This is a genomic window from Streptomyces sp. PA03-5A, from assembly GCF_033792725.1.
Taxonomy (GTDB): domain Bacteria; phylum Actinomycetota; class Actinomycetes; order Streptomycetales; family Streptomycetaceae; genus Actinacidiphila.
Map to the genome: position 1 here is coordinate 129,484 of NZ_JARAVL010000022.1, position 21,308 is coordinate 150,791.

The 21,308-nt window shown below is 72.2% G+C and carries 27 protein-coding genes and 3 tRNA genes; 10 read left to right on the forward strand and 20 right to left on the reverse strand.

The genetic code is table 11. From position 1 onward, the window contains the following. Nucleotides 1–45 precede the first annotated feature (45 nt). The 6 genes from PV410_RS26685 to PV410_RS26710 all read right to left on the reverse strand — a co-directional run bounded on the left by PV410_RS26685 (nt 46) and on the right by PV410_RS26710 (nt 3,964). The gene (locus PV410_RS26685; RefSeq protein ID WP_500328156.1) at nt 46–975 is read right to left on the reverse strand and encodes an SCO4651 family lipoprotein; all 930 of its coding nucleotides are present in this window, start codon (nt 973–975) and stop codon (nt 46–48) included. A 161-nt stretch (nt 976–1,136) separates the two neighbouring features. Continuing rightward, nucleotides 1,137–1,862 carry a 50S ribosomal protein L1 gene (gene rplA, locus PV410_RS26690; protein WP_499513414.1) on the reverse strand — a complete coding sequence of 242 codons (726 nt, stop codon included), beginning with the start codon at nt 1,860–1,862 and terminating at the stop codon, nt 1,137–1,139. 74 nt (nt 1,863–1,936) lie between these two features. After that, entirely contained in the window at nt 1,937–2,371 is a 435-nt protein-coding gene (rplK, locus tag PV410_RS26695) for a 50S ribosomal protein L11 (protein ID WP_319135229.1), read from the reverse strand. A gap of 257 nt (nt 2,372–2,628) precedes the next feature. Further along, nucleotides 2,629–3,459 (reverse strand): transcription termination/antitermination protein NusG, encoded by an 831-nt coding sequence (gene nusG / locus PV410_RS26700; protein ID WP_500328158.1) that lies wholly within the window; start codon nt 3,457–3,459, stop codon nt 2,629–2,631. 69 nt (nt 3,460–3,528) lie between these two features. Next, nucleotides 3,529–3,828: a preprotein translocase subunit SecE gene (gene secE / locus PV410_RS26705; RefSeq protein WP_499513412.1), complete on the reverse strand. Its 300-nt coding sequence runs from the start codon at nt 3,826–3,828 to the stop codon at nt 3,529–3,531. A gap of 63 nt (nt 3,829–3,891) precedes the next feature. After that, a tRNA-Trp gene (locus PV410_RS26710) sits at nt 3,892–3,964 on the reverse strand. Between the two features lie 214 nt (nt 3,965–4,178). On the opposite strand from PV410_RS26710, the gene PV410_RS26715 reads away from it, so the two are divergent. Then, nucleotides 4,179–5,396, forward strand: a complete 1,218-nt coding sequence (locus PV410_RS26715) for a pyridoxal phosphate-dependent aminotransferase (RefSeq protein ID WP_500328159.1) — start codon at nt 4,179–4,181, stop codon at nt 5,394–5,396. 129 nt (nt 5,397–5,525) lie between these two features. After that, a complete protein-coding gene (locus tag PV410_RS26720) occupies nt 5,526–6,539 on the forward strand; it encodes an adenosine deaminase (protein WP_500328161.1) in 1,014 nt (337 codons plus the stop codon). On the opposite strand, the gene PV410_RS26725 is transcribed toward PV410_RS26720, so the two are convergent. Next, on the reverse strand, nt 6,529–7,137 hold the full coding sequence (locus PV410_RS26725) for a TetR/AcrR family transcriptional regulator (RefSeq protein WP_500328162.1): 609 nt from the start codon (nt 7,135–7,137) through the stop codon (nt 6,529–6,531). The two genes, PV410_RS26720 and PV410_RS26725, sit on opposite strands and share 11 nt — an antisense overlap. Nucleotides 7,138–7,185: 48 nt before the next feature. Here PV410_RS26725 and PV410_RS26730 point away from each other — a divergent pair, with 48 nt between their 5' ends. Continuing rightward, nucleotides 7,186–7,818 (forward strand): NAD(P)-dependent oxidoreductase, encoded by a 633-nt coding sequence (locus PV410_RS26730; RefSeq protein WP_500328163.1) that lies wholly within the window; start codon nt 7,186–7,188, stop codon nt 7,816–7,818. Between the two features lie 23 nt (nt 7,819–7,841). On the opposite strand, the gene PV410_RS26735 is transcribed toward PV410_RS26730, so the two are convergent. Then, complete coding sequence (locus PV410_RS26735) at nt 7,842–8,897, reverse strand: UDP-N-acetylmuramate dehydrogenase (protein WP_500328165.1); 1,056 nt, start codon at nt 8,895–8,897, stop codon at nt 7,842–7,844. 57 nt (nt 8,898–8,954) lie between these two features. Further along, complete coding sequence (locus PV410_RS26740) at nt 8,955–10,124, reverse strand: thiolase family protein (RefSeq protein ID WP_500328166.1); 1,170 nt, start codon at nt 10,122–10,124, stop codon at nt 8,955–8,957. A 118-nt stretch (nt 10,125–10,242) separates the two neighbouring features. On the opposite strand from PV410_RS26740, the gene PV410_RS26745 reads away from it, so the two are divergent. After that, entirely contained in the window at nt 10,243–10,725 is a 483-nt protein-coding gene (locus PV410_RS26745; RefSeq protein ID WP_500328167.1) for a winged helix-turn-helix transcriptional regulator, read from the forward strand. A 56-nt stretch (nt 10,726–10,781) separates the two neighbouring features. On the opposite strand, the gene PV410_RS26750 is transcribed toward PV410_RS26745, so the two are convergent. The 7 genes from PV410_RS26750 to PV410_RS26780 all read right to left on the reverse strand — a co-directional run bounded on the left by PV410_RS26750 (nt 10,782) and on the right by PV410_RS26780 (nt 14,381). Then, nucleotides 10,782–12,224: an MFS transporter gene (locus PV410_RS26750; protein WP_500328168.1), complete on the reverse strand. Its 1,443-nt coding sequence runs from the start codon at nt 12,222–12,224 to the stop codon at nt 10,782–10,784. A gap of 79 nt (nt 12,225–12,303) precedes the next feature. Beyond that, the gene (locus tag PV410_RS26755) at nt 12,304–12,867 is read right to left on the reverse strand and encodes a TetR/AcrR family transcriptional regulator (RefSeq protein ID WP_499513403.1); all 564 of its coding nucleotides are present in this window, start codon (nt 12,865–12,867) and stop codon (nt 12,304–12,306) included. Between the two features lie 77 nt (nt 12,868–12,944). Then, nucleotides 12,945–13,379, reverse strand: coding sequence for a MaoC family dehydratase (locus tag PV410_RS26760; protein WP_500328170.1), 435 nt, complete (start codon nt 13,377–13,379; stop codon nt 12,945–12,947). Nucleotides 13,380–13,383: 4 nt separating this feature from the next. Continuing rightward, nucleotides 13,384–13,836, reverse strand: coding sequence for an FAS1-like dehydratase domain-containing protein (locus tag PV410_RS26765; protein WP_500328171.1), 453 nt, complete (start codon nt 13,834–13,836; stop codon nt 13,384–13,386). Between the two features lie 100 nt (nt 13,837–13,936). Next, nucleotides 13,937–14,101, reverse strand: a complete 165-nt coding sequence (gene rpmG, locus PV410_RS26770) for a 50S ribosomal protein L33 (RefSeq protein WP_004571794.1) — start codon at nt 14,099–14,101, stop codon at nt 13,937–13,939. Between the two features lie 88 nt (nt 14,102–14,189). Then, nucleotides 14,190–14,262, reverse strand: a tRNA-Met gene (locus PV410_RS26775). A gap of 46 nt (nt 14,263–14,308) precedes the next feature. Beyond that, a tRNA-Thr gene (locus PV410_RS26780) sits at nt 14,309–14,381 on the reverse strand. A 213-nt stretch (nt 14,382–14,594) separates the two neighbouring features. On the opposite strand from PV410_RS26780, the gene PV410_RS26785 reads away from it, so the two are divergent. Both PV410_RS26785 and PV410_RS26790 read left to right on the forward strand, forming a co-directional pair. Next, complete coding sequence (locus PV410_RS26785; protein WP_499513400.1) at nt 14,595–15,839, forward strand: amidohydrolase family protein; 1,245 nt, start codon at nt 14,595–14,597, stop codon at nt 15,837–15,839. Between the two features lie 28 nt (nt 15,840–15,867). Next, entirely contained in the window at nt 15,868–16,530 is a 663-nt protein-coding gene (locus tag PV410_RS26790) for an NAD(P)H-binding protein (protein WP_500328173.1), read from the forward strand. A 6-nt stretch (nt 16,531–16,536) separates the two neighbouring features. Here the strand turns inward: PV410_RS26790 and PV410_RS26795 are convergent, their stop codons facing one another. Next, nucleotides 16,537–16,707: a hypothetical protein gene (locus PV410_RS26795; RefSeq protein ID WP_500328174.1), complete on the reverse strand. Its 171-nt coding sequence runs from the start codon at nt 16,705–16,707 to the stop codon at nt 16,537–16,539. A gap of 134 nt (nt 16,708–16,841) precedes the next feature. On the opposite strand from PV410_RS26795, the gene PV410_RS26800 reads away from it, so the two are divergent. Further along, nucleotides 16,842–17,309 (forward strand): nuclear transport factor 2 family protein, encoded by a 468-nt coding sequence (locus PV410_RS26800; RefSeq protein WP_500328175.1) that lies wholly within the window; start codon nt 16,842–16,844, stop codon nt 17,307–17,309. On the opposite strand, the gene PV410_RS26805 is transcribed toward PV410_RS26800, so the two are convergent. The 3 genes from PV410_RS26805 to PV410_RS26815 form a co-directional block, all read right to left on the reverse strand. After that, a complete protein-coding gene (locus PV410_RS26805) occupies nt 17,279–17,524 on the reverse strand; it encodes a DUF8825 domain-containing protein (RefSeq protein ID WP_499513397.1) in 246 nt (81 codons plus the stop codon). The two genes, PV410_RS26800 and PV410_RS26805, sit on opposite strands and share 31 nt — an antisense overlap. A 156-nt stretch (nt 17,525–17,680) precedes the next feature. Continuing rightward, nucleotides 17,681–18,232: a DoxX family protein gene (locus tag PV410_RS26810; protein WP_500328177.1), complete on the reverse strand. Its 552-nt coding sequence runs from the start codon at nt 18,230–18,232 to the stop codon at nt 17,681–17,683. 256 nt (nt 18,233–18,488) lie between these two features. Further along, on the reverse strand, nt 18,489–18,620 hold the full coding sequence (locus tag PV410_RS26815) for a hypothetical protein (protein ID WP_500328178.1): 132 nt from the start codon (nt 18,618–18,620) through the stop codon (nt 18,489–18,491). 567 nt (nt 18,621–19,187) lie between these two features. On the opposite strand from PV410_RS26815, the gene PV410_RS26820 reads away from it, so the two are divergent. Genes PV410_RS26820 through PV410_RS26830 form a run of 3 tightly spaced genes read left to right on the forward strand, consistent with a single transcriptional unit; the run spans nt 19,188 to nt 21,247 of the window. After that, nucleotides 19,188–19,874: a hypothetical protein gene (locus tag PV410_RS26820; RefSeq protein ID WP_500328179.1), complete on the forward strand. Its 687-nt coding sequence runs from the start codon at nt 19,188–19,190 to the stop codon at nt 19,872–19,874. 30 nt (nt 19,875–19,904) lie between these two features. Then, nucleotides 19,905–20,462, forward strand: coding sequence for a SigE family RNA polymerase sigma factor (locus PV410_RS26825; protein ID WP_500328181.1), 558 nt, complete (start codon nt 19,905–19,907; stop codon nt 20,460–20,462). Next, nucleotides 20,459–21,247 (forward strand): hypothetical protein, encoded by a 789-nt coding sequence (locus PV410_RS26830; protein ID WP_500328182.1) that lies wholly within the window; start codon nt 20,459–20,461, stop codon nt 21,245–21,247. Before PV410_RS26825 ends, PV410_RS26830 begins: the two co-directional genes overlap by 4 nt. Nucleotides 21,248–21,308 lie beyond the last annotated feature (61 nt).

Consider the following 21,308-nt stretch of genomic DNA (forward strand, 5'->3'; position numbering starts at 1 on the left):
AATCCGGTGTCGGGGCAGGTCAGCCCGTGAGGCCGGAGCCCCCGGTCAGGCGCCTGAGGCCTTCATGTCCCCGAGCATCCCGAAGAGGTCGACGGTGTCCTTCGCCGGCGGCGCCTGGACGCTCACCGCGGTGCCGTAGTCGGAGTAGGAGGCGTTCATGCGGAGCGTGCCCTCGGGCGTCCTCACGCCCACGACCATCTTCACCGGGTAGTGGTCCTGGTTGACCCAGATCTCGGTGTCGTAGCCCTTGATGCCCGCCTTCTCGGCGTTGGCGACCAGGGCCTTGCGCTCCTTCTCGGACAGGACGCCGGTGGCCTTGTTGGCCTCCACCATCTCCGCGAAGGTCAGCGTGCCCTTGTAGTGGTCCGCCTGGACGCCGCCTACCTTCTCCGCGCCGACGTGCTTCAGGCTGGGCGACTGGAGCAGCAGGGCGAGCTGCTCGGCCGGGTCCTGGTTCATGTTGTCCAGGCCGCCGGTCATCTGCTTCTGCAGCTCTTCGCTGCCGCTCACCTCGGCCGCTGCCTTCAGGTCCAGCTTCATCCAGCGCTTGCCGTCCATCTCGGCGGCCTGCTTCGCCCCCATGTCCATGTACATGGCCTGGTCCAGCATGATCATGCGGATCCGGGAGGGGGCGTCCGGGTCGGCGGCGGTGAAGGCCGAGCCCTCCATGGTGACGTCCATGACCGCCGGGTCCCACCCCTGCACTCCGGCGATCCGCATCGTGCCGCCGCCCTGCGCGCCGGCCGGCAGGGTGAGCGTCATGCGCACCTTGGCGGACTTCGCCTCCGAGGTCTTCTCGAAGGCGGCCTGGATGGCCTTGGCGATCTCGCCCTGCCCCTGGACCGCCCCGTGCGGCGCTTCGGCCTTCTTGCGCTTCTTGCCGCCCCCGTCGCCGTCGTCGCAGCCCGCGAGCCCGACCACGACGGCCACGGCCGCCAGACCGACTCCCAGACGCTTCGCTGCCGACAAGCTCATGAAATCCCCACCCCATGCCGTCCGTCGTCCCCGGGTCCCCGTGGAACCGCTTGCCACGGTAACGCACGGCGCCGACACGGTCGTACGAAAAAACCGGCCCCGCACCTCCGGAGAGGCGCGGGGCCGGTTCACAACTGCACGGGCCCAGGGGCCCGACCCGGTCAGACGGAGGCCGGGTCCTCCTCGACGAGGAGGTTACGGGTGCGGTTCGGGTCGACCGGGATGCCGGGGCCCACCGAGGTGCTGATGGCGGCCTTCTTGATGTAGCGACCCTTGGCGGCGGACGGCTTCAGACGGAGGATCTCGTCCAGGGCCGCGCCGTAGTTCTCGACCAGCTGCTGCTCACCGAACGAGGTCTTGCCGATGATGAAGTGCAGGTTCGAGTGCTTGTCGACGCGGAACTCGATCTTGCCGCCCTTGATCTCGGTGACGGCCTTGGCCACGTCGGGGGTGACGGTGCCGGTCTTCGGGTTCGGCATCAGACCACGGGGACCGAGGACGCGGCCGAGGCGGCCGACCTTGCCCATGAGGTCCGGGGTGGCGACGACGGCGTCGAAGTCCAGGCGGCCCTTGGCGACCTCGTCGATGAGCTCGTCGGCGCCGACGATGTCGGCGCCCGCGGCACGCGCGGCCTCGGCACGGTCACCGGTCGCGAAGACCAGGACCCGGGCGGTCTTACCGGTGCCGTGCGGAAGGTTCACGGTGCCACGGACCATCTGGTCGGCCTTGCGCGGGTCGACGCCCAGACGGAAGGCCACCTCGACGGTGCCGTCGTACTTGCTGGTGGAGGTGTCCTTGGCGAGACGGACGGCCTCGAGGGGCGCGTACAGACGCTCCCGGTCGATCTTGGCGTCCGCAGCGCGGAGAGACTTGCTGCGCTTGCTCACTACTGCTCCTGTGTGTCCTGAGGAGTCGTGGTGCGGGCCGAGCAGGCCCTGCCACGGAACTGCTGGTGGTGTGGTCAGCCCTCGACCGTGATGCCCATGGAACGCGCGGTGCCGGCGATGATCTTCTCGGCGGCGTCCAGGTCGTTCGCGTTGAGGTCGGGCAGCTTGGTCGTGGCGATCTCGCGGACCTGGTCACGCGTAAGCTTCGCGACCTTGGTCTTGTGCGGCTCGCCGGAGCCCTTCTCCACACCCGCGGCCTTGAGGATCATGCGGGAAGCCGGCGGGGTCTTGGTGATGAAGGTGAAGGAACGGTCCTCGTAGACCGTGATCTCCACCGGGATCACCCAGCCACGCTGCGACTCGGTGGCCGCGTTGTAGGCCTTGCAGAACTCCATGATGTTGACGCCGTGCTGACCCAGCGCCGGGCCCACCGGCGGGGCCGGGTTGGCCGCGCCGGCGTTGATCTGGAGCTTGATAAGCCCCGTGACCTTCTTCTTCTTGGGAGGCATGTGCTCTCTCCGGGTCCTAGTGAGAGTTTTCCTGCCTGCGAGCAGGCATACCGCACCACGATAGCGGGTATCGTGCCGAGCCCTGAAACCGAGCAGGTCAGAGACGACCCGGCGGCACCCCCGAGGACCCCCGGAAACCGCCCGTAGCGGCCGTCTGCGCGCCTCTCACCCACCGCCGCGGGACCGCCCCCCGTACGCGAAAGAGCCCCCGCCCGGCGGGTGACCGCGGGCAGGGGCTCTTCCGGTGTTCCGGGCTGCTAGTTCTTCTGGATCTGGTCGAAGCTGAGCTCGACCGGGGTCTCGCGACCGAAGATCTCGACGAGGCCCTTGACCTTCTTCGAGTCCGGGTTGATCTCGTTGATCGTGGCCTGCAGCGTCGCGAACGGGCCGTCGGTGACCGTGACCGAGTCGCCAACCTCGAAGTCCAGCACCTGGACCTCGACCTTGCGCTTCGGGGCGGCACCGCCCTCGCCGCCCTCGGCGGCAGCGGCCTGCTCCTCGGTCTCCGGGGCGAGCATCTTGGTGACCTCGTCCAGCGTCAGCGGGTACGGGTCGTAGGCGTTGCCGACGAAGCCGGTGACGCCGGGGGTGTTGCGGACGACGCCCCAGGACTCGTTTGTCAGGTCCATGCGCACCAGCACGTAGCCGGGCAGCTTGTTCTGGCGGACGGTGCGGCGGTCGCCGTTCTTGATCTGGACGACCTCTTCCTGGGGCACCTCGGCCTGGTAGATGTAGTCCTCGACGTTCAGCGAGACGGCGCGCTGCTCCAGGTTGGACTTCACGCGGTTCTCGTAGCCGGCGTAGGTGTGGATGACGTACCACTCGCCGGGGAGGGCGCGCAGCTCCTCGCGGAACGAGGCGACCGGGTCCACCGGGGCCTGCTCCTCCGCGGCTTCCTCTTCCGTGGCCTCGTCCTCGTCCTCGTCCTCGTCGACGACCTGGACGGCAGCCTGCTCGGCGGGCTCGCCGGCGGCCTCGTCTGCAGCCTCCGCCTGGTCGATGTCGCCGTCGGCGGCCTCGACGATGTCAAGCGCGGTGTCGTCGCCCTCGACGGTCTCGTCGGCGTCGTACAGGTTCGGGTCAGACACGGTCGCTGCTTCTTCCTTCACGATGTGGAACAGGCGGTCGGGCGCCGCGGGCGCCCTCCGCGGGAGGAATCACCCGAAGACGTACGAGACGCCCTTGTTGAATCCCCAGTCAATCACGGTAACGAGCGCGATGATGACCACAACGAAGACAATCACCACGCTGGTGTAGGTGATGAGCTCGCTGCGCGTGGGCCAGACGACCTTGCGGAGCTCCGCGACGATCTGGCGGTAGAAGAGCGCGAGGCGCGCGAGGGGCCCCTTCTTGCCGCGCTTGCCGCCGCGGCGGGGCTTCTTGGAGCCGGCGTCCGTGGATTCACCGTCGGGACGACCGCTTTCAGGCGTCGCGGTGGAGCCCAGGGCTTCCGTCACTCGTCCTCACCTGAATCCGGGTCGTTTGCCGAAACAATCCTCAAAGCGTCTGCCTGCGTGTAGCAGGGCCGGAGGGACTCGAACCCCCAACCGCTGGTTTTGGAGACCAGTGCTCTACCAATTGAGCTACGACCCTTTGAGTGCCCCCCAACGTACCGCATCCGAGCGGCTGCACGATGTGTGCAGCCAAGATCAGCTCGCGGGGGCCATCGACGGATGAGTGTACGTGTTCGCGGGCCGGGCGTCGAATGCGTCGCGCGTCCGGGCGCGGTTCGGCGCGGTTGCGCGCGGTTCCGACCGGAACGTGAACTCGTGTGCTCCGGTACCCCCGGGTCTGCGACGATGCAGGCATGACCGCTGCAACTGAACGACGCGTGTCGGCCCGCATCGGGTCGATCTCCGAGTCCGCGACGCTCGCCGTGGACGCGAAGGCCAAGGCCCTCAAGGCCGCCGGGCGACCGGTCATCGGCTTCGGAGCCGGCGAGCCCGACTTCCCGACGCCCGACTACATCGTCGAGGCGGCCGTGGAGGCGTGCCGCAATCCGAAGTACCACCGCTACACCCCGGCCGGCGGCCTGCCGGAGCTGAAGGCCGCGATCGCCGCCAAGACGCTGCGCGACTCGGGCTACGAGGTCGACCCCTCCCAGATCCTGGTCACCAACGGCGGCAAGCAGGCCATCTACGAGGCCTTCGCCGCGATCCTCGACCCGGGTGACGAGGTCATCGTCCCGGCGCCGTACTGGACGACCTACCCCGAGTCGATCCGGCTGGCCGGCGGTGTCCCGGTCGAGGTGGTCGCCGACGAGACGACCGGCTACCGGGTCTCCGTCGAGCAGCTGGAGGCCGCCCGCACGGAGAAGACCAAGGTCGTGCTCTTCGTGTCGCCCTCCAACCCGACCGGCGCCGTGTACAGCGAGGCCGAGACCGAGGCGATCGGCCGCTGGGCCGTCGAGCACGGCCTGTGGGTGCTGACCGACGAGATCTACGAGCACCTGGTCTACGGGGGCGCCTCCGCGGTCTCGCTGCCCGCGCTCTTCCCCGAGCTGCGCGACAAGTGCGTCGTCGTCAACGGCGTGGCCAAGACCTACGCCATGACCGGCTGGCGCGTGGGGTGGATCATCGGCCCCAAGGACGTCGTCAAGGCCGCCACCAACCTGCAGTCGCACGCCACCTCGAACGTGAGCAACGTCGCGCAGGTCGCCGCCCTGGCCGCCGTCTCCGGTGACCTGGTGGCCGTGGCCGAGATGCGGAAGGCCTTCGACCGCCGCCGCCAGACCATCGTGCGGATGCTCAACGAGATCCCCGGTGTCGTCTGCCCCGAGCCCGAGGGCGCGTTCTACGCGTACCCGTCGGTCAAGGCGCTGCTCGGCAAGGAGATCCGCGGCAAGCGGCCGCAGAGCTCGGTGGAGCTGTCCGAGCTGATCCTGGAGGAGGCCGAGGTCGCCGTGGTCCCGGGCGAGGCCTTCGGCACCCCCGGCTACCTGCGCCTGTCGTACGCGCTCGGTGACGAGGACCTCGTCGAGGGAGTCTCCCGGCTGCAGAAGCTGCTGGGCGAGGCCAAGGCCTGAGCCGACCGCCCCGCGGGCCCCCGGACCGGCCGGTCCGGGGGCCCGCGTGTGTGTGCGGGCAAGCGCTCGTTCGGGGAAAGCGGCCGAAAGAGGTACCGGCACCCCCCGCCGGTGCGGCAGGATCTGTGGATGGCACGCGATGTATCCCTCCTCCCCAAGGCGCACCTCCACCTGCACTTCACCGGCTCGATGCGGCCCGCGACCCTGCTGGAGCTCGCCGACAAGTACGGGGTGCACCTCCCCGAGGCACTGACCTCGGGCGAGCCGCCCAGTCTGCGCGCGACCGACGAGCGCGGGTGGTTCCGCTTCCAGCGCCTGTACGACATCGCGCGTTCCGTGCTCCGCTCCCCCGACGACATCCGCCGTCTGGTGCGCGAGGCCGCCGAGGAGGACGCCCGCGACGGATCGGGGTGGCTGGAGATACAGGTCGACCCCACCTCGTACGCGCCCCGCCTGGGCGGGCTGATCCCGGCCCTGGAGATCATCCTGGACGCCGTGGAGACCGCCTCCCGGGACACGGGCGTGGGCATGGCCGTCCTCGTCGCCGCCAACCGCACCAAGCACCCGCTGGACGCCCGTACGCTGGCCCGGCTCGCGGTGCGCTACACGGACCGCGGGGTGGTCGGCTTCGGGCTCTCCAACGACGAGCGCCGGGGTCTGGCCAGGGACTTCGACCGCGCCTTCGCCATCGCCCGGGAGGGCGGCCTGCTGGCGGCCCCGCACGGCGGCGAGCTGGCGGGCGCGGGCAGCGTGCGCGACTGCCTGGACGACCTGCACGCCAGCCGCATCGGTCACGGCGTACGGGCGGCGGAGGACCCGCGGCTGATGGCGAAGCTCGCCGAGCGCGGCGTGACCTGCGAGGTCTGCCCCGCGTCCAACGTCGCCCTGGGCGTCTACGAGCAGCCCGAGCAGGTGCCGCTGCGCACCCTCTTCGACGCCGGGGTGCCGATGGCGCTGGGCGCCGACGACCCGCTGCTGTTCGGCTCCCGGCTCGCCGCGCAGTACGAACTGGCCCGGGACGCACATGGCTTCACCGACGAGGAGCTGGCCGAACTGGCCCGCCAGTCGGTGCGCGGTTCCGCGGCGCCGGAAGGCGTGCGGACCAAGCTCCTGGCGGGGATCGACGACTGGCTCAGCGGCTGATCCCGGCCAGGACGGTGCGGGCGACGGCGACCGCGAAGTCGTCCAGCGGCTGGTCGTCGACGGGTTCGCCCAGGTAGCAGTTGAGGAAGCCGCGCTGGAAGCACGCGCCGAGCAGCAGCGCGGCGACCGCCTCGGGGTCGGCGTCGGCCCGGATGCGCCCGCTGTCACGCTCCGCGCGCAGGTAGCGGGCGAGCTCCCGCAGCGGCACGTGCGGCCCGGAGCCCATGGGGCGCAGTGCGTCACGGTGCCGTGCCAGCAGCGCGGGCTCCGCGAAGAGCGAGGCGGCGATCGGCACGCTGGACTCGTAGAAGAGGACCGCGGTGCGCGCGATGTCGGTGAGGCAGCTCTCGACGCTGCGGTCGCCCGGGTCGGCGGTGAGCTCGGCCATGAGCGGCCCGAGCCGTGGCGCCCGCTCCTTGAGCACCTGGACGAACAGTTCCTCCTTGCTGCTGAAGTGCTTGTAGAGCGCGGCCTCCGAGCAGCCGGCCGCCTTCGCGATCTCCTTGGTGGTGGTGCGGGCGAGGCCGATGGTGCGCATCAGGCGCTCGGCAGCGTCCAGGATCCGCGTCCGGGTGGGTGTTGACTCGGGGGTGAGCATGCACTCACCCTAAAGGTGAGTGAGTACTCACCCACCTGGGAGGGAACGATGGACGTCACGGTGTTCGGCGCGACCGGAGGCATCGGCCGGCAGATCGTGCGCCAGGCGCTGGCCGCGGGGCACCACGTCACCGCGGTGGTGCGCGACCCGGCACGGCTGCCCGTGACCGGATCCGGCCTGGAGGTCGTCACGGCGTCGCTGACCGACCCTGAGCCGCTGCGCGCGGCGGTCGCCGGGCGGGACGCGGTGCTCTCCGGTCTCGGGCCGCGCCGGCGCAAGGACGCGGGGATCGCCACCGAGGTCACCCGTCCGGTCCTGCGGGCCATGGAGGCGGAGGGCGTGCGCCGCTTCGTGGCGGTCAGCGCGGCCCCACTGGGCCCGGTGCCGCAGGACGAGACGCTGCTCGGCCGGATCACCGCACCCGTCGTCTCGGGGCTGCTGCGGCCCGTCTACGACGACCTGCGGGCGATGGAGGAGGAGATGCGCCGCAGCGCCACCGACTGGACCGCCGTACGGCCTCCGAAGCTCAGCGACAAGCCGCTGACCGGGGTCTACCGGACCGCGCTCAACGCCAATCTGCGCGGCGGCCTCACCATCGGCCGCGCCGACGTGGCGCACGCGATGCTCGCGGTGGTCGACGACGCGGCGACGCTGAAGCAGGCGGTCGGGGTGGCGTACTAGTACGAGGGGCGCCCGGCGGCGGGTCAGAGGCTGACGCCGACCGTCACCGGCTCGTTGACCAGGGTGATCCCGAAGGCCGCGTGGACGCCCTCGACGACCTCGCGGGCCAGCGCGAGCAGGTCGGCGGTCGTGGCCCCGCCCCGGTTGGTGAGGGCGAGGGTGTGCTTGGTGGAGATCCGCGCGGGGCCGGTGCCGTAGCCCTTGGCGAAGCCCGCCTTGTCGATCAGCCAGGCGGCGGAGGTCTTGATGCGGCCGTCGCCGGCGGGGTAGGCGGGGGGCGTGACGTCCGGGCCGAGGCGGTCGTGGACACGGGCCAGGAAGTCCGCGTGACCGGCCTGGGTGAGGACCGGGTTGGTGAAGAAGGAGCCCGCCGACCAGGTGTCGTGGTCCTCCGGGTCCAGCACCATGCCCTTGCCCGAGCGCAGCTTCAGCACCGTCTCGCGGGCGGTGTCCAGGGGCACCCGGTCGCCCGTCCCGACGCCGAGGGCGCGGGCCGTCTCCGCGTACTTCAGCGGGCCGGACATGCCGCCGGCGTCCTCCAGGGCGAAGCGCACGCGCAGCACGACGTGGCGCGCGGGGTCCGCCTTGAAACGGCTGTGCCGGTAGGAGAAGGCGCAGGCGGCGTTGTCCAGGACGACCGTCTCGCCGGTGGTGCGGTCGTACGCGACCACCTCGGTGATCGTGCTGGCGACCTCCTGGCCGTACGCGCCCACGTTCTGGATGGGCGTGGCCCCGGCGGAGCCCGGGATGCCGGCCAGGCACTCGACGCCCGCCAGGCCCGCCTCCACGGTGCGGGCGACGGCGTCCGTCCAGACCTCGCCCGCCGCGAGCTCCAACGCGGTGCCGCTGAGCTCGAACCCGCTGGTGGCGATGCGCAGCGCGGTGCCCGCGAAGCCCTCGTCGCCGATCACCAGGTTGCTGCCGCCGCCGATGACCAGCAGCGGCGTCCCGGCCGCGTCCGCCTCCCGGACGGCCTCGACGACCTCGGCGTCCGTGGTCGCCGTCACCAGGCGGGTGGCGGGGCCACCGAGGCGGAAGGTGGTCAGGGGCGCGAGCGGGGCGTCGTGGAGTACGTGCACGGCATTCAGGTTACGGGGCGGGCGGCCCCGCCAGGGATACCGCCCGCCCCGTACGGATCAGAGCGCCTCGAGGACCGTCGCGTTGGCGAGGCCGCCCGCCTCGCACATGGTCTGCAGCGCGTAGCGCGCGCCTCGGGCCCGCATGGCGTGGACGAGGGTGGTCATCAGCCGGGTGCCGCTGGCGCCGAGCGGGTGGCCCAGCGCGATGGCGCCGCCGTTGACGTTGACCTTGGCCGGGTCGGCGCCGGTCTCCTGCAGCCAGGCGAGGACGACGCTGGCGAAGGCCTCGTTGACCTCGAACAGGTCGACGTCCGCCAGGTCCAGCCCGGCGCGGCGCAGCACCCGCTCGGTGGCCGGGATGACCCCGGTCAGCATCAGCAGGGGGTCGGAGCCGGTGACCGCGAAGCTGTGCAGCCGGGCGAGCGGGCGCAGTCCCAGGCGCTCCGCGGTCTCGCTGCTGGTGATCAGCACGGCGGAGGCCCCGTCGTTGACCGGGCTGCTGTTGCCGGCCGTGACCGACCAGTCGATCTGCGGGAAGCGCTCGGCGTAGCCGGGGTCGGCGAAGGCGGGGCGCAGTCCGGCGAGGATCTCCGGGGTGGTCGCGGGACGGACGGACTCGTCCGTGGTGAGTCCGGCCAGCGGCGCGACCTCGGCGTCGAAGGCGCCGGCCGACCAGGCGGCGGCGGCCTTGCGGTGCGACTCGGCGGCGAAGGCGTCCATCGCCTCCCGGCCCAGCGACCACTTGGCGGCGATCAGCTCCGCGCTGACGCCCTGCGGCACGAGTCCGCCCGGGAAGCGCTCGGCGACGCCGGGGCCGAACGGGTCCGCGCCGGGCGGCACGTTGGACCACATGGGCACCCGGCTCATCGACTCCACGCCACAGGCCACGACGACGTCGTAGGCGCCGGCGATGACGCCCTGCGCGGCGAAGTGCACGGCCTGCTGGGAGGAGCCGCACTGCCGGTCGACCGTGGTGGCCGGGACGGAGTCGGGGAAGCCCGCCGACAGCCAGGCCCAGCGGGTGGTGTTCATGGCCTGCTCGCCGACCTGGTCGACGGTGCCGCCGATGACGTCGTCGACCAGCGCCGGGTCGATCCCGCTGCGGCCGACGAGTTCCTTGAGGGTGTGGGCGAGCAGTTCCACCGGGTGCGTCCCGGCGAGCGCCCCGCCCGGCTTGCCCTTGCCGATGGGGGTGCGGACGGCTTCGACGATGACGGCGTCGCGCATGACGTTCTCGCCTCCTGAGGGTGCGGTGCGTAGCTAGTTTGATTTTCCAACTATCGCGTGAGGACGAGGGTAGGGCGAGAGGGTTTGACATCACAACCTTCCGTGTGAGACTGGCCCGGTGAGCCCGACCACACCTGTGCCCCCACTGCCGGGGCGCCCCTGCTCGGCGGCCGCGGCGTTGTCCGTCGTCGGCGAGAAGTGGGCGCTGCTCGCGGTCCGCGAGATCCTCTACGGCAACCGGCGCTTCGACGCCATCGCCCGCAACACGGGCGCTCCGCGCGACCGCCTCACCGCACGGCTGCGCGCATTGGAGGAGGCCGGCGTCGTCGAGCGGCGCGCCTACAGCGAGCGGCCGCCGCGGTACGAGTACCACCTGACGGAGGCGGGGCGTGACCTCGCGCCGGTCATCCGGTCCCTGGTGACGTGGGGCGACAAGTGGGCGGTGGACGAGCCGCCGGTCGTACTCCGGCACCGGGACGACCATCCGGTGGACCCTGTCGAGTACTGCCGCGCGTGCGGCGAGGAGGTCCACGACCGCGACCTGGCGCTCGACATCCGCAGCGAGGGATGGACGCCCGCGGGGCGGACGGGGTCCGGGTAGCCCGGAGCGCGCGTCACCACCGGGCCGGCCGGTGGTGACGCGCGCCGGACGGGGCGTCAGGGCGTCGCGTCGACCAGGGACTTGGGCGGGGCGGGGACCAGCTCGGGGGCCTTCGTGGCGCGTCGGCCCGGGATGAGGAGGGCCGCGAGCGCTCCGACCGCGACGGCGGCCGCGCCCACCCAGAGGGCGGGAGTGAGGCCGTCGACGAACCGCGCCGCCGACTCGTAGCCGCCCTGGGCGGAGAAGACCGCCGCGAGGGTCGCGACGCCGAGGGCCCCGCCGACCTCGCGGAGGGCGTTGTTGGCGCCCGAGGCGATGCCCTGCTCCTCCGGCCGGACGCTGCCCATGACGATGTTGGCGCTCGGGGCGAAGTACATCGCCATCCCGATGCCGCTCACGATCAGCGCCGGCACCTGCGCCACGTACGACACCCCCGGCTCGATCACCACGGCGAACCAGCCGAGGCCCACCGCCTGCAGGGCGAGTCCGGCGGCGACGACCGGGCGGCCTCCGATGCGGTCGGAGAGGAAGCCCGCGATGGGCGCGACGATCATCGGCATGCCCGTCCAGGGCAGCATGCGCAGCCCCGCCTCGGTCGGGGAGTAGCCCGCGACGCCCTGGAGGAACTGGCTGAGCAGGAAGATCGAGCCGAACATGCCGAGGAACATCAGCAGGCTGGCCGTGTTGACGGCGGCGAAGGCGCGGCTGCGGAAGAGCCGCATCGGCAGGATCGGGTTGCGGGCGCGGATGCCGTGCCGGACGAACAGGGCCATCAGCACACCGCCGCCGACGAGTCCGCCGAGGACCGGGCCGCTGGTCCAGCCGTCGGCGTTGCCGCGGACGAGGGCGTAGACGATGCCGAACAGACCCGCGCTGGCGAGCACCGTGCCGGTCACGTCGAGCCGGGGGTCGGGGCCGCGGCTCTCGGCGAGCCGCAGCCGGGCGAGGGGCAGGAGGAGCACGCCGATCGGGACGTTCAGCCAGAAGATCCACTGCCAGGAGATGTGTTCGGTGAGCGAGCCGCCGATGAGCGGTCCGGCGGCGACCGCGAGACCGTTCACCGCGCCCCAGATGCCGAACACCATGCCGCGCCGCTCGGGCGGCACGGTGGCCGAGAGCAGGGTGAGGGTCAGCGGCATGAGGATCGCGGCGCCGACGCCCTGGACGGCGCGGGCGGCGATGAGTTCGCCCATGCCGGGGGCGAGGGCCGCGGCGGCGGAGGCCGCGGAGAAGACGCCGAGGCCCACCAGGAACATGCGCCGGCGGCCGAAACGGTCGCCCAGGGCGGCGCCGAACATCAGGAGGACGGCGAAGGTGAGCGTGTAGGCGCTCACCGTCCACTCCAGGTCCTCCAGGGCGCCGCCCAGGTCCGCGCGGATGGAGGGCAGCGCCGTGGTGACGACCAGGTTGTCGAGCGCCGCCATGAACCCGGCGACGCTGGTGATGACGAGTGCCCAGACGACGCTGCCGCGCCGGCCCTCCGTCGGTTGCTGTGCCATGAACTCCCCCAGCTGATTAGTAATCGATCAATAACTTTCATGGACATGGGTGGGCCCCACGGCAGGCCGACGCGACCCGTCAGCCCTTCCCCGGGAAGCGGTCGGCGTAGAGGTCCTCGATCCCCGCCCAGCCGCGCTCGTGCTGTGGGACACCGAGCGCCACCAGTACGTTCACGAGCATCCCCGTGCCGAAGAACTCCGCCGCTTCGCGGTCGCCCACCCCCGTACGTGCCCTGACGAAGTCCCACAGGCCCAGCCAGCCGCGCCGGCAGGCCTCGCGGATCTCCTCGTCGTCGACGGCGGCCACGTACATCTGCAACTGCATCCGCAGGACGTCGCCGTCCCCGATGAGCTCCTGGTACGAGCCGCACATCGCCTCGAAGGCTTCCTCCCCCTCCAGCCCCTCGGCCGCCTTCTCGAAGTGCGCCTCGATCGTCTCGACGCACCGCGCCGCGACGGCCATGAACAACGCCTTCTTGTTGGGGAAGAGCCGGAAGAGGTACGGCTGCGACACACCCATGCGCTTGGCGATGACGCCGGTGGAGGTGCCGTTGTAGCCACCCGTGCCGAACTCCGTCATCGCCGCGCGGATCGCCGCCTCGCGGCGCTCCTCCGCGCTCATCCGCATGCCGTCACCTGCCATGCCAAGTAAGTTATCAGTCAATAACAAACGGGAGCAAGAGGAAGGCGGCGGGACGCCCCGCCGCCTTCTCCTCACGGCTACGCCAGCCGGACCACCGCGCGCGACATGCCCAGCACCTTCTGCCCGGCGCTGAGGGCCGTGACGTCCACCCGGACCGTGCGCTCGTCGTCGTCCAGCTTGGCCGCGACCTTGGCACTGACCTCGATCAGCGCGCCCGTGCCGTCGTTCGGCACCACGACCGGCTTGGTGAAGCGGACCCCGTACTCCACGACCGCGCCCGGGTCGCCCGCCCAGTCCGTCACCACGCGGATCGCCGAGGCCATGGTGAACATGCCGTGCGCGATGACGTCCGGCAGGCCGACCTCCGTGGCGAACCTCTCGTTCCAGTGGATCGGGTTGAAGTCACCGGAGGCGCCCGCGTACTGCACGAGCGTGGCGCGGTTCACGGGGAAGGACCGCGCCGGCAGCTCGGTGCCGACCTCGACCTCGTCGTAGGAGATCTTCGCCGTCATCGGTTCACTCACCCTCCGGCGCGCGCGCCACCAGTTTCATGAGCGCCGTCACCACGTGCTCGCCGCTCTCGTCGTGGACCTCGCCGCGGACGTCGATGACGTCGTTGCCCGCGAGCGACTTGATGGCCTCGATGGTGACCGTCACCGACAGGCGGTCACCGGCCCGCACGGGGCGGGTGTAGCTGAACCTCTGGTCGCCGTGCACCACCCGGCCGTAGTCCAGTCCCAGCTCCGGGTCGAGGACGACCTGCCCCGAGGCCTTGTACGTGATCACGAACGGGAAGGTCGGCGGCGCGATCACGTCCGGGTGGCCCAGGGCCTTGGCCGCGTCGGGGTCGGTGTAGACCGGGTTCGGGTCGCCGACGGCCTCGGCGAACTCGCGGATCTTCTCCCGGCCCACCTCGTAGGGAGCGGTGGGCGGATACGTCCGCCCCACGAAGGACTGGTCCAGCGCCATCGGCACCTCCTGGAGCTGTGGTCTGCACGTCGGCGGGTCCGCCAACGCCGAGAGGCCGCCCCCGGTGACAGGGGCGGCCTCTTCGGTCTTACGGCCTGGGTCAGCGCGTCTCGCGGTGCGCGGTGTGCGCGTTGCAGCGCGGGCAGTGCTTCTTCATCTCAAGACGGTCCGGGTCGTTGCGCCGGTTCTTCTTGGTGATGTAGTTCCGCTCCTTGCACTCCACGCAGGCCAGCGTGATCTTCGGGCGGACGTCGGTGGCGGCCACGTGAGTGCTCCTTGACGAACGGCAATAAGGTTTGAACACGGAAAGAGTAGCCGATTGAAGGACCGATCCCACAATCGGCTACGCGGGGTAGCGGCGACCGGACTTGAACCGGTGACACAGCGATTATGAGCCGCTTGCTCTACCGACTGAGCTACGCCGCTTCGATGAAAAGATCACCCGCCGGGTGGCGGGTCATCCGATCACCAGAGCCCCAATACGGAATCGAACCGTAGACCTTCTCCTTACCATGGAGACGCTCTGCCGACTGAGCTATTGGGGCGAGCGAGGAAGACATTACACGGTCCGCCGCCGAAGGTGAAATCCGTATCTTGCGGGCAGTCGCCGGACCACCTCCCGCCTCCGCCGCCCCAGCCGCTCGGCCCCATACGTCACTTGACGTCACCAGTACGACTATTCGCTCTTCCCGGACGGACCGGGCACCGCGCCCTAGGCTCGGAACCGCGTGATCTTGCCTCCGGCCCCGAGGAGCGCGATGACCGACAGCCAGCCGCAGCAGCCCACCGACCCGCCGCTGGGCGAAACCGCCCCAGCCCCCGCCCTCCTGCTCTGCGGTGCCCGCCTCGCCGACGGCCGCACCGTCGACGTGCGCCTGGCCGGAGCGCGCATCGAGGCCGTCGGCACCGCCGGCAGCCTCCACGAGGGCACCCGTGTCGACCTCGGCGGTTACCTCCTGCTGCCCGCCCCCGCCGAACCCCACGCCCACCTCGACACCGCCCTGACCGCCGGCTCCGCCGGACCGCCCTCGTACGACGCCGAGGACGTGCAGCGGCGGGTCACCGAGGGCGCCCTCCACCAGCTAGGCCACGGCGCGACCGCGGTCCGCACGCACATCCGCATCGGCGACGTACAGGGGCTGCGCGCCCTGGAGGCGGCGCTGCAGGCCCGGCGCGCCCTGCGCGGCCTGGTCGACGTGCGGACCGTGGCGGTGCCCCGGGTGCTCACCGGGCCCGCCGGCGCGGACGGCCTCGCCGTGCTCCGCGACGCCCTCAAGATGGGCGCCGACGTGGTGGGCGGCTGCCCCGACCTCGACCCCGACCCGGGCGGGTACGCGGAGGCCGTGCTCGCCGTGGCCGCCGAGTTCGGCCTCCCGGTCGACCTGCACACCGACGCCGCCGACCCGGCCCGGCTCTCCCGGCTCGCCGCGATGGCGGGAGGACTGCGCCCCGGCGTCGCCCTCGGCCCCTGCGGCGGCCTGGCCCGGCTCCCGTACGACACGACCGTCCGTCTGGCGGGGCAGCTCGCCGCCGCCGGGGTCTCGCTGACCGCCCTCCCGCAGGGCGGCTGCGGCGCCCTGGAGTCGCTGCGCCGCGGCGGCACCGCGCCGGTGCGGACCCTGCGGGCGGCCGGCGTCCGGATCGCCGCGGGCAGCGGCGCGCTGCGCGACCTGACCAACCCCGTCGGCCGTGGCGACCCCCTGGAGGCCGCCTTCCTGCTCGCCTCCCACGGCGAGTGCGCCCCGGGGGAGGCGTACGAGGCGGTGAGCCGGGACGCCCGCGCCGTCATGGGGCTGCCCGAGGTGCGGGTGGAGGCGGGCTTCCCCGCCGAGCTGCTCGCGGTACGGGCCGACCGGCTGGAGAGCGCGCTCTCGCTCGCGTACAGCCGGATCGTCATCCACCGGGGGCGGGTCGTCTCCCGGACCAGCGCGGTACGCGAGTACACCGACACCCTGGCGCTCGACCTGCCGCGTCAGTCGAGGAGCCGACGTGACCCGGCATGAACGGCGCGCCGGGCGTAGCGTCGGTGGCATGCGCACTGTGATCGCTGGTGGACATGGACAGATCGCGCTGCGGCTGGAGCGGCTGCTCGCCGCGCGCGAGGACGAGGTGGCGGGCATCATCCGCACGCCGGAACAGGCCGATGACCTGCGCGAGGCCGGCGCCGAGCCGATCGTGCTCGACCTGGAGTCGGCATCGGTGGACGAGGTGGCCCAGGCACTGGCCGGGGCCGGCGCGGTCGTCTTCGCGGCGGGCGCGGGGCCGGGCAGCGGCGCCGCCCGCAAGGAGACCGTCGACCGGGACGCCGCCGTGCTGCTGGCCGATGCCGCGGAACGCGCGGGCGTACGCCGTTACCTGATGGTCTCCGCCATGGGGGCCGACGCCGGGTCCCGCTCCGGCACCGACGAGGTCTTCGCCGCCTACCTGCGCGCCAAGGGCGCCGCCGACGCCGAGGTGCGCCGGCGCGCCGCCCTGGACTGGACGATCGTCCGCCCCGGCCATCTGACCGACGACCCGGGCACGGGGCGGGTCCGGCTCGCCGCTTCCACCGGGCGCGGTTCGGTGACCCGTGACGACGTCGCGGCGGTGCTGGCGGAGTTGCTCGACACGCCCTCGACGGCGGGGCTCACCCTGGAACTGATCGAGGGTCACACCCCGGTGTCGGTCGCCGTGAAGGACGTCGCCGGGAACTGAACCGCACTACGGGCAGCCCTGTGGGCCTTGGCGCCGGGCTCCGGGCTCCGGGTGAATCCGCCGGATGCCGATGCGCCGTTGGCCGAGGGGCTTGGTGAAGTCCACGTACGGGAAGGCCTCGTCGAAGCCGATCTCCCGGGCGGCCTTGAGGTCACAGCAGTACACCGACCCGCGCATTCCACGGGGCGCGGGATGCGGGCGCGAGCGGACGGGTAGAGGGGGGACGGCCGAGATGCGATCAGTCCGGCTCTGGGCTGCACTTGATCGTATCGGGACGACCAGCGCCATCCCCCTGACGTCACGGAGAGACCATGCCGATGAAGCCCCCGGCACCCCCGTTCACCCGCGAGACCGCGATCGAGAAGGTCCGCCTCGCGGAGGACGCCTGGAACAGCCGCGACCCCGAGAAGGTGTCCCTCGCCTACACACCCGACAGCCGGTGGCGCAACCGCGGCGAGTTCGTCAACGGCCGGGAGGAGATCGTCGCGTTCCTCACCCGCAAATGGACCAGGGAGCAGGAGTACCGGCTCATCAAGGAGCTCTGGGCCTTCGACGGCAACCGCATCGCGGTCCGCTTCGCCTACGAGTGCCACGACGACTCCGGCAACTGGTACCGCTCGTACGGCAACGAGAACTGGGAGTTCGACGACGAGGGCCTGATGCGCGTACGGCTGGCCAGCATCAACGACACCCCGATCGCCGAGGCGGAGCGCGCGTACCACTGGCCGCTCGGACGACGGCCCGACGATCATCCCGGTCTGTCCGACCTCGGGTTCTGAGCGGCCCGCGCCTGCCGCCGCAGCTCCACGCGGGCCGCGGGCAACCGGCCGGGGCCGGTGCGCCAGTACGGGTGCCAGAACAGCCGGCAGGAGAGCCAGAGCAGGCGTCGCCGCAGGACCGCCGCATGGGCGGGCTCCGCGGCGAGTTGCGCGTAGGTGCGGTGCCATTCGCGCTGCGCCTGCACCAGGTCGGGCGGGAACACGGTGTTGGCCATGCACAGGATTCAATCATGTGTTCGATTTCCTGCGCACGCCTCACGCGTCACTCGTAGGGGTGAGCTTGCTGCGGCGCCCGCGTCGGACGTCAGGTGACCCCGGGGCCGTCTGCGCCCCGGGGTCACCGGCAGGTGCCCCCGGTACGGGGGCCCGGCCTACAGGTTCAGGACGACCAGCGCCCCCACGCCGCCCAGGGCCAGCGCGACGGCGGCATCGGCCCAGCCGCCCCTCCCCCAGCGGAAGTACCGGTCCAGCGCGAGCCGCCCGGGGCCGATGGCGGCGATCCCGAGGGCGACGACGGTGATGGCCAGGTTGTACTCGATGCCGCCCTGCTCGTCCCACAGCCCGCGGGCACCGGTCACCGTGACCATGGCGTTGATCATCACGCCGATGAGCGCCGCCGCGGCGAGCGGGGTGAACAGCCCCAGCGCCAGGCCCACGCCGCCCAGGAACTCCGAGGCCCCGCAGATGGCGGCGAAGACCTTCCCCGGCGAGTAGCCCATCATCTCGAAACCCTTGCCGGTGCTGGTGAGCCCCTGGCCGCCGAACCATCCGAAGAGCTTCTGGAGCCCGTGCCCCGCCATCAGGACACCGAAGGTGAGCCGGATCAGCAGCAGGCCGCAGTCACCGGCGCTCACCCGCGGGCGCACCGGTACGGCGTCCTCCGCCTGCGGCTGGACGCGCAATCGCTCGGCTATGTAGTTCATGGGGAAACCTCTTCTGCTCCCGAGGCCCCGGCGGGCGGCGTCGGCCGTCCGTAGGAGTCCGGCAGAGCGTGTCGGTGCGGTCAGCGCGGATCACACAGGCATCCCTCCTCCCTCAGCAGGAGGTACGCGACAGCTGCGTGCCACGTTCAACCACTTTCCCCTCTTTCGTACATCTCATCCCGAAATACCGGAAGTGCCCGGGTGGTACCGATGCCCACCAGGGGCTCCAGGTGGCTCCCGGTGGCCCTCGCGTCGCTCAGAGCCGCAGGCGCGGCGCCTCGTCGTCCGGGGTGTGCGGACTCGCGGAGTGGAAGGGGACCGAGAGGACGGAGGCCAGGGCCCGGCCTGCCCGGTCGGCGGCGACCGCCGAAGGGTGGCGCCGGCCCACGTCCCTCTCCTCGCCCAGGTACCGCACCGCGGTGCCGCGATGGGTCGACTGGCCAGGTGGTGCTCGCCCGCAGGGTCCGCGGTGATCGCCAGCAGCTCCACGAACCGGTCGTGCACGGTGTCGCCGTCCCACACCGCCTCGATCGCGGCGACGCGGCCGGGGAAGCCGGCGGCGCGGGCGTGCAGGGATTCCGTGTCGAGGGGGCTGTCGGGGGTGCGGACGATCCGTTCGCCGTGGTGGTCGTGGCGTTCGCCCACCACGATCTGGGCCTCGCGGAGCCCGAGGCCACGGGCCCGGCCTGCCATTCCCGGCTCCCTCTCCCCTGCGGCCCGCGTGACGGGACCGGCCGGATGCCACCGTACGGTGCGACCTCAACCGGCCGCGTCCCGGAGGAAGTTGCGCGGCCGTGCAACCCTCCGCGCACATTCGGGAGTACCTACGAATGGACGTCCAAGCGGCGGCCACCACATCCGGTGGCCACCGCAGGCCGGCGCGCGGGCCCACGCGCCGGCCGTCAAGGACCGCCCGGCGCGGTGCCGGGTGGCGGCTTCGAAGGAGAAATGCTCCGTGGCTCTCAGTTTTGCCAGGAAGGCAGGCGTGGCGGCCGCCACGGCGGTCGCGATCGGCGCGATGTCGCTCGGCGCCTCCGCCATGGCGGCGCCGTCGGCCCCGTCCGCCCCGGCCACGCACCGCGCCGGCGCACCCGCCGCCGTGGCCGCCAAGGCGGTCGCCGCACCCGGGAAGCAGGCGCCCAAGGTCGTCACGCAGCTGATCGGCGAGGGCCGGGTGGACGGCAAGCGCTGGTCGGTGGCCCTGGAGTTCCACCGGACGCTGCCGGAGGGCTACGACCTTCCCACGTCCCCCGACGGCACCACCGCCCCCGGCACGGCGCTGCTGTGCCAGCGCATGTACATCGACGGCGTCCGCATCGACCACCAGGGCGGCCCCTGGTCCGACTGCCAGCCCGTCACCGGCGCCCACGACCCCGCCGGCAGCGGCGGCATGGGCCTGTGGGGCTTCCAGGACAAGGGCACCACCGGCTCCCGCCTCATGGTCTCCAACCCCGAGGCCGCCGTCGCGTACGGCGTCGTCGTCCTCACCGACGGCACCCGTCTGAAGGCTCCCACGGTCACCGTCCCCGGCACCGACTACCGTGCCTGGGCCGTCGCCATACCCGACGGCAGGACGATCGCCGCCGTCGACCAGTACGACAGCCACCGCCACCGCCTCAGCCACGACACCTACTGGCGCTGATCCCAGGAAGAAGGACGGGCACCTCCTGCCGTGCAGCCACGTGACCACCGAGCCGAGGGCAGCGAACCGGACGCGGAGTTCACCCGCTTCGTCGCCGCCCGCTGGCGCGCCTTGACGCACACCGCGTACCTGCTCACCGCGGACTTCCACGAAGCGGAGGACCTGGTGCAGTCGACGCTGGCCAAGGTGTACCCGCACTGGGGGCGGTTGCGGCCCGAGCACGCGGAGCACTACGTGCGGCGGGCGCTGGTCAACACCAACCGCAGCCGGCACCGCCGCCGCAGGATCGCCCACCTCCTCCTCCCGTCGCTGCCCGACACCCGCCCCGCCCCCGAGGACGGGGCGGGTGTCGGGGGCGTGGACGGGTACGACGCCCTGGCCCGCCTGCTCGCCGGACTACCGGAGCGGCAGCGGGCGGTCGTCGTGCTGCGCTACTGCGAGGACCTGTCAGCGGAGGAAGTGGCGGACGTCCTCGGGTGCTCGGTCGGCACCGTGAAGAGCCAGGCCTCCCGGGCCCTGGACAAACTGCGCAACCGGGCGACCCTCGCCCGTCTTCACCCGTCCAGCCGCCCCGCAGAGGCACGATGACTCCCGACCACGACCGCCGCCCCGCCCAAGAGGACTGGCTGCGCGACGCCTTCGCCCGGTCGCGCGACGCCTACCCCGCCTCCCAGGCCCCCGTCGACCGGATCCTCGCCACCGCGCGGGCGCACAGGAAGCGCCACCGCGCGGCGGTCGCCGTCGGCGCCGTGGCCGGTGCCGCCTGCGTCCTCGCCGTCGCCGTGGCGGTCTCGATCCAGGGGGCCCGCCCCTCCGCCGGCCCCGCGGACCGTTCCTCCCCGGCGGCGAGCCCGACCGCCACCGCGTCGCCCGGCCCCGTCACCGTCCGGGTGGCCGGCGGCACGACCGGCGGCGCCCCCTGGTCGGTCGCGCTGGAGTTCCACCCGACGCTGCCGGAGGGCTACCGCCTCCCCGCGCTCCCCGACGGCACCACCGCCCCCGGCACGGCGCTGCTGTGCCAGCGCATGTACATCGGCGGCATCCGCATCGACCACCAGGGCGGCCCCTGGTCCGACTGCCAGCCCGTCACCGGGGCCCACGACCCCGCCGGCAGCGGCGGCACGGGCCTGTGGGGCCCGCACGACAAGGGCACCACCGGCTCCCGCCTCATGGTCTCCAACCCCGAGGCCGCCGTCGCGTACGGCATCGTCAACCTCACCGACGGCACCCACCTCAAGGCCACCACCGTCACCGTCCCCGGCACCGACTACCGCGCCTGGGCCGTCGCCGTCCCCGACGGCAGGACCATCGCCACCGTCGACCAGTACGACAGCCACCACCACCGCCTCAGCCACGACACCTACTGGCGCTGACCCCGGGAGGAGGGGACCCGTCGCACGGCCGGTGTCACATACCGCCCCGCCGCCCTGTCGT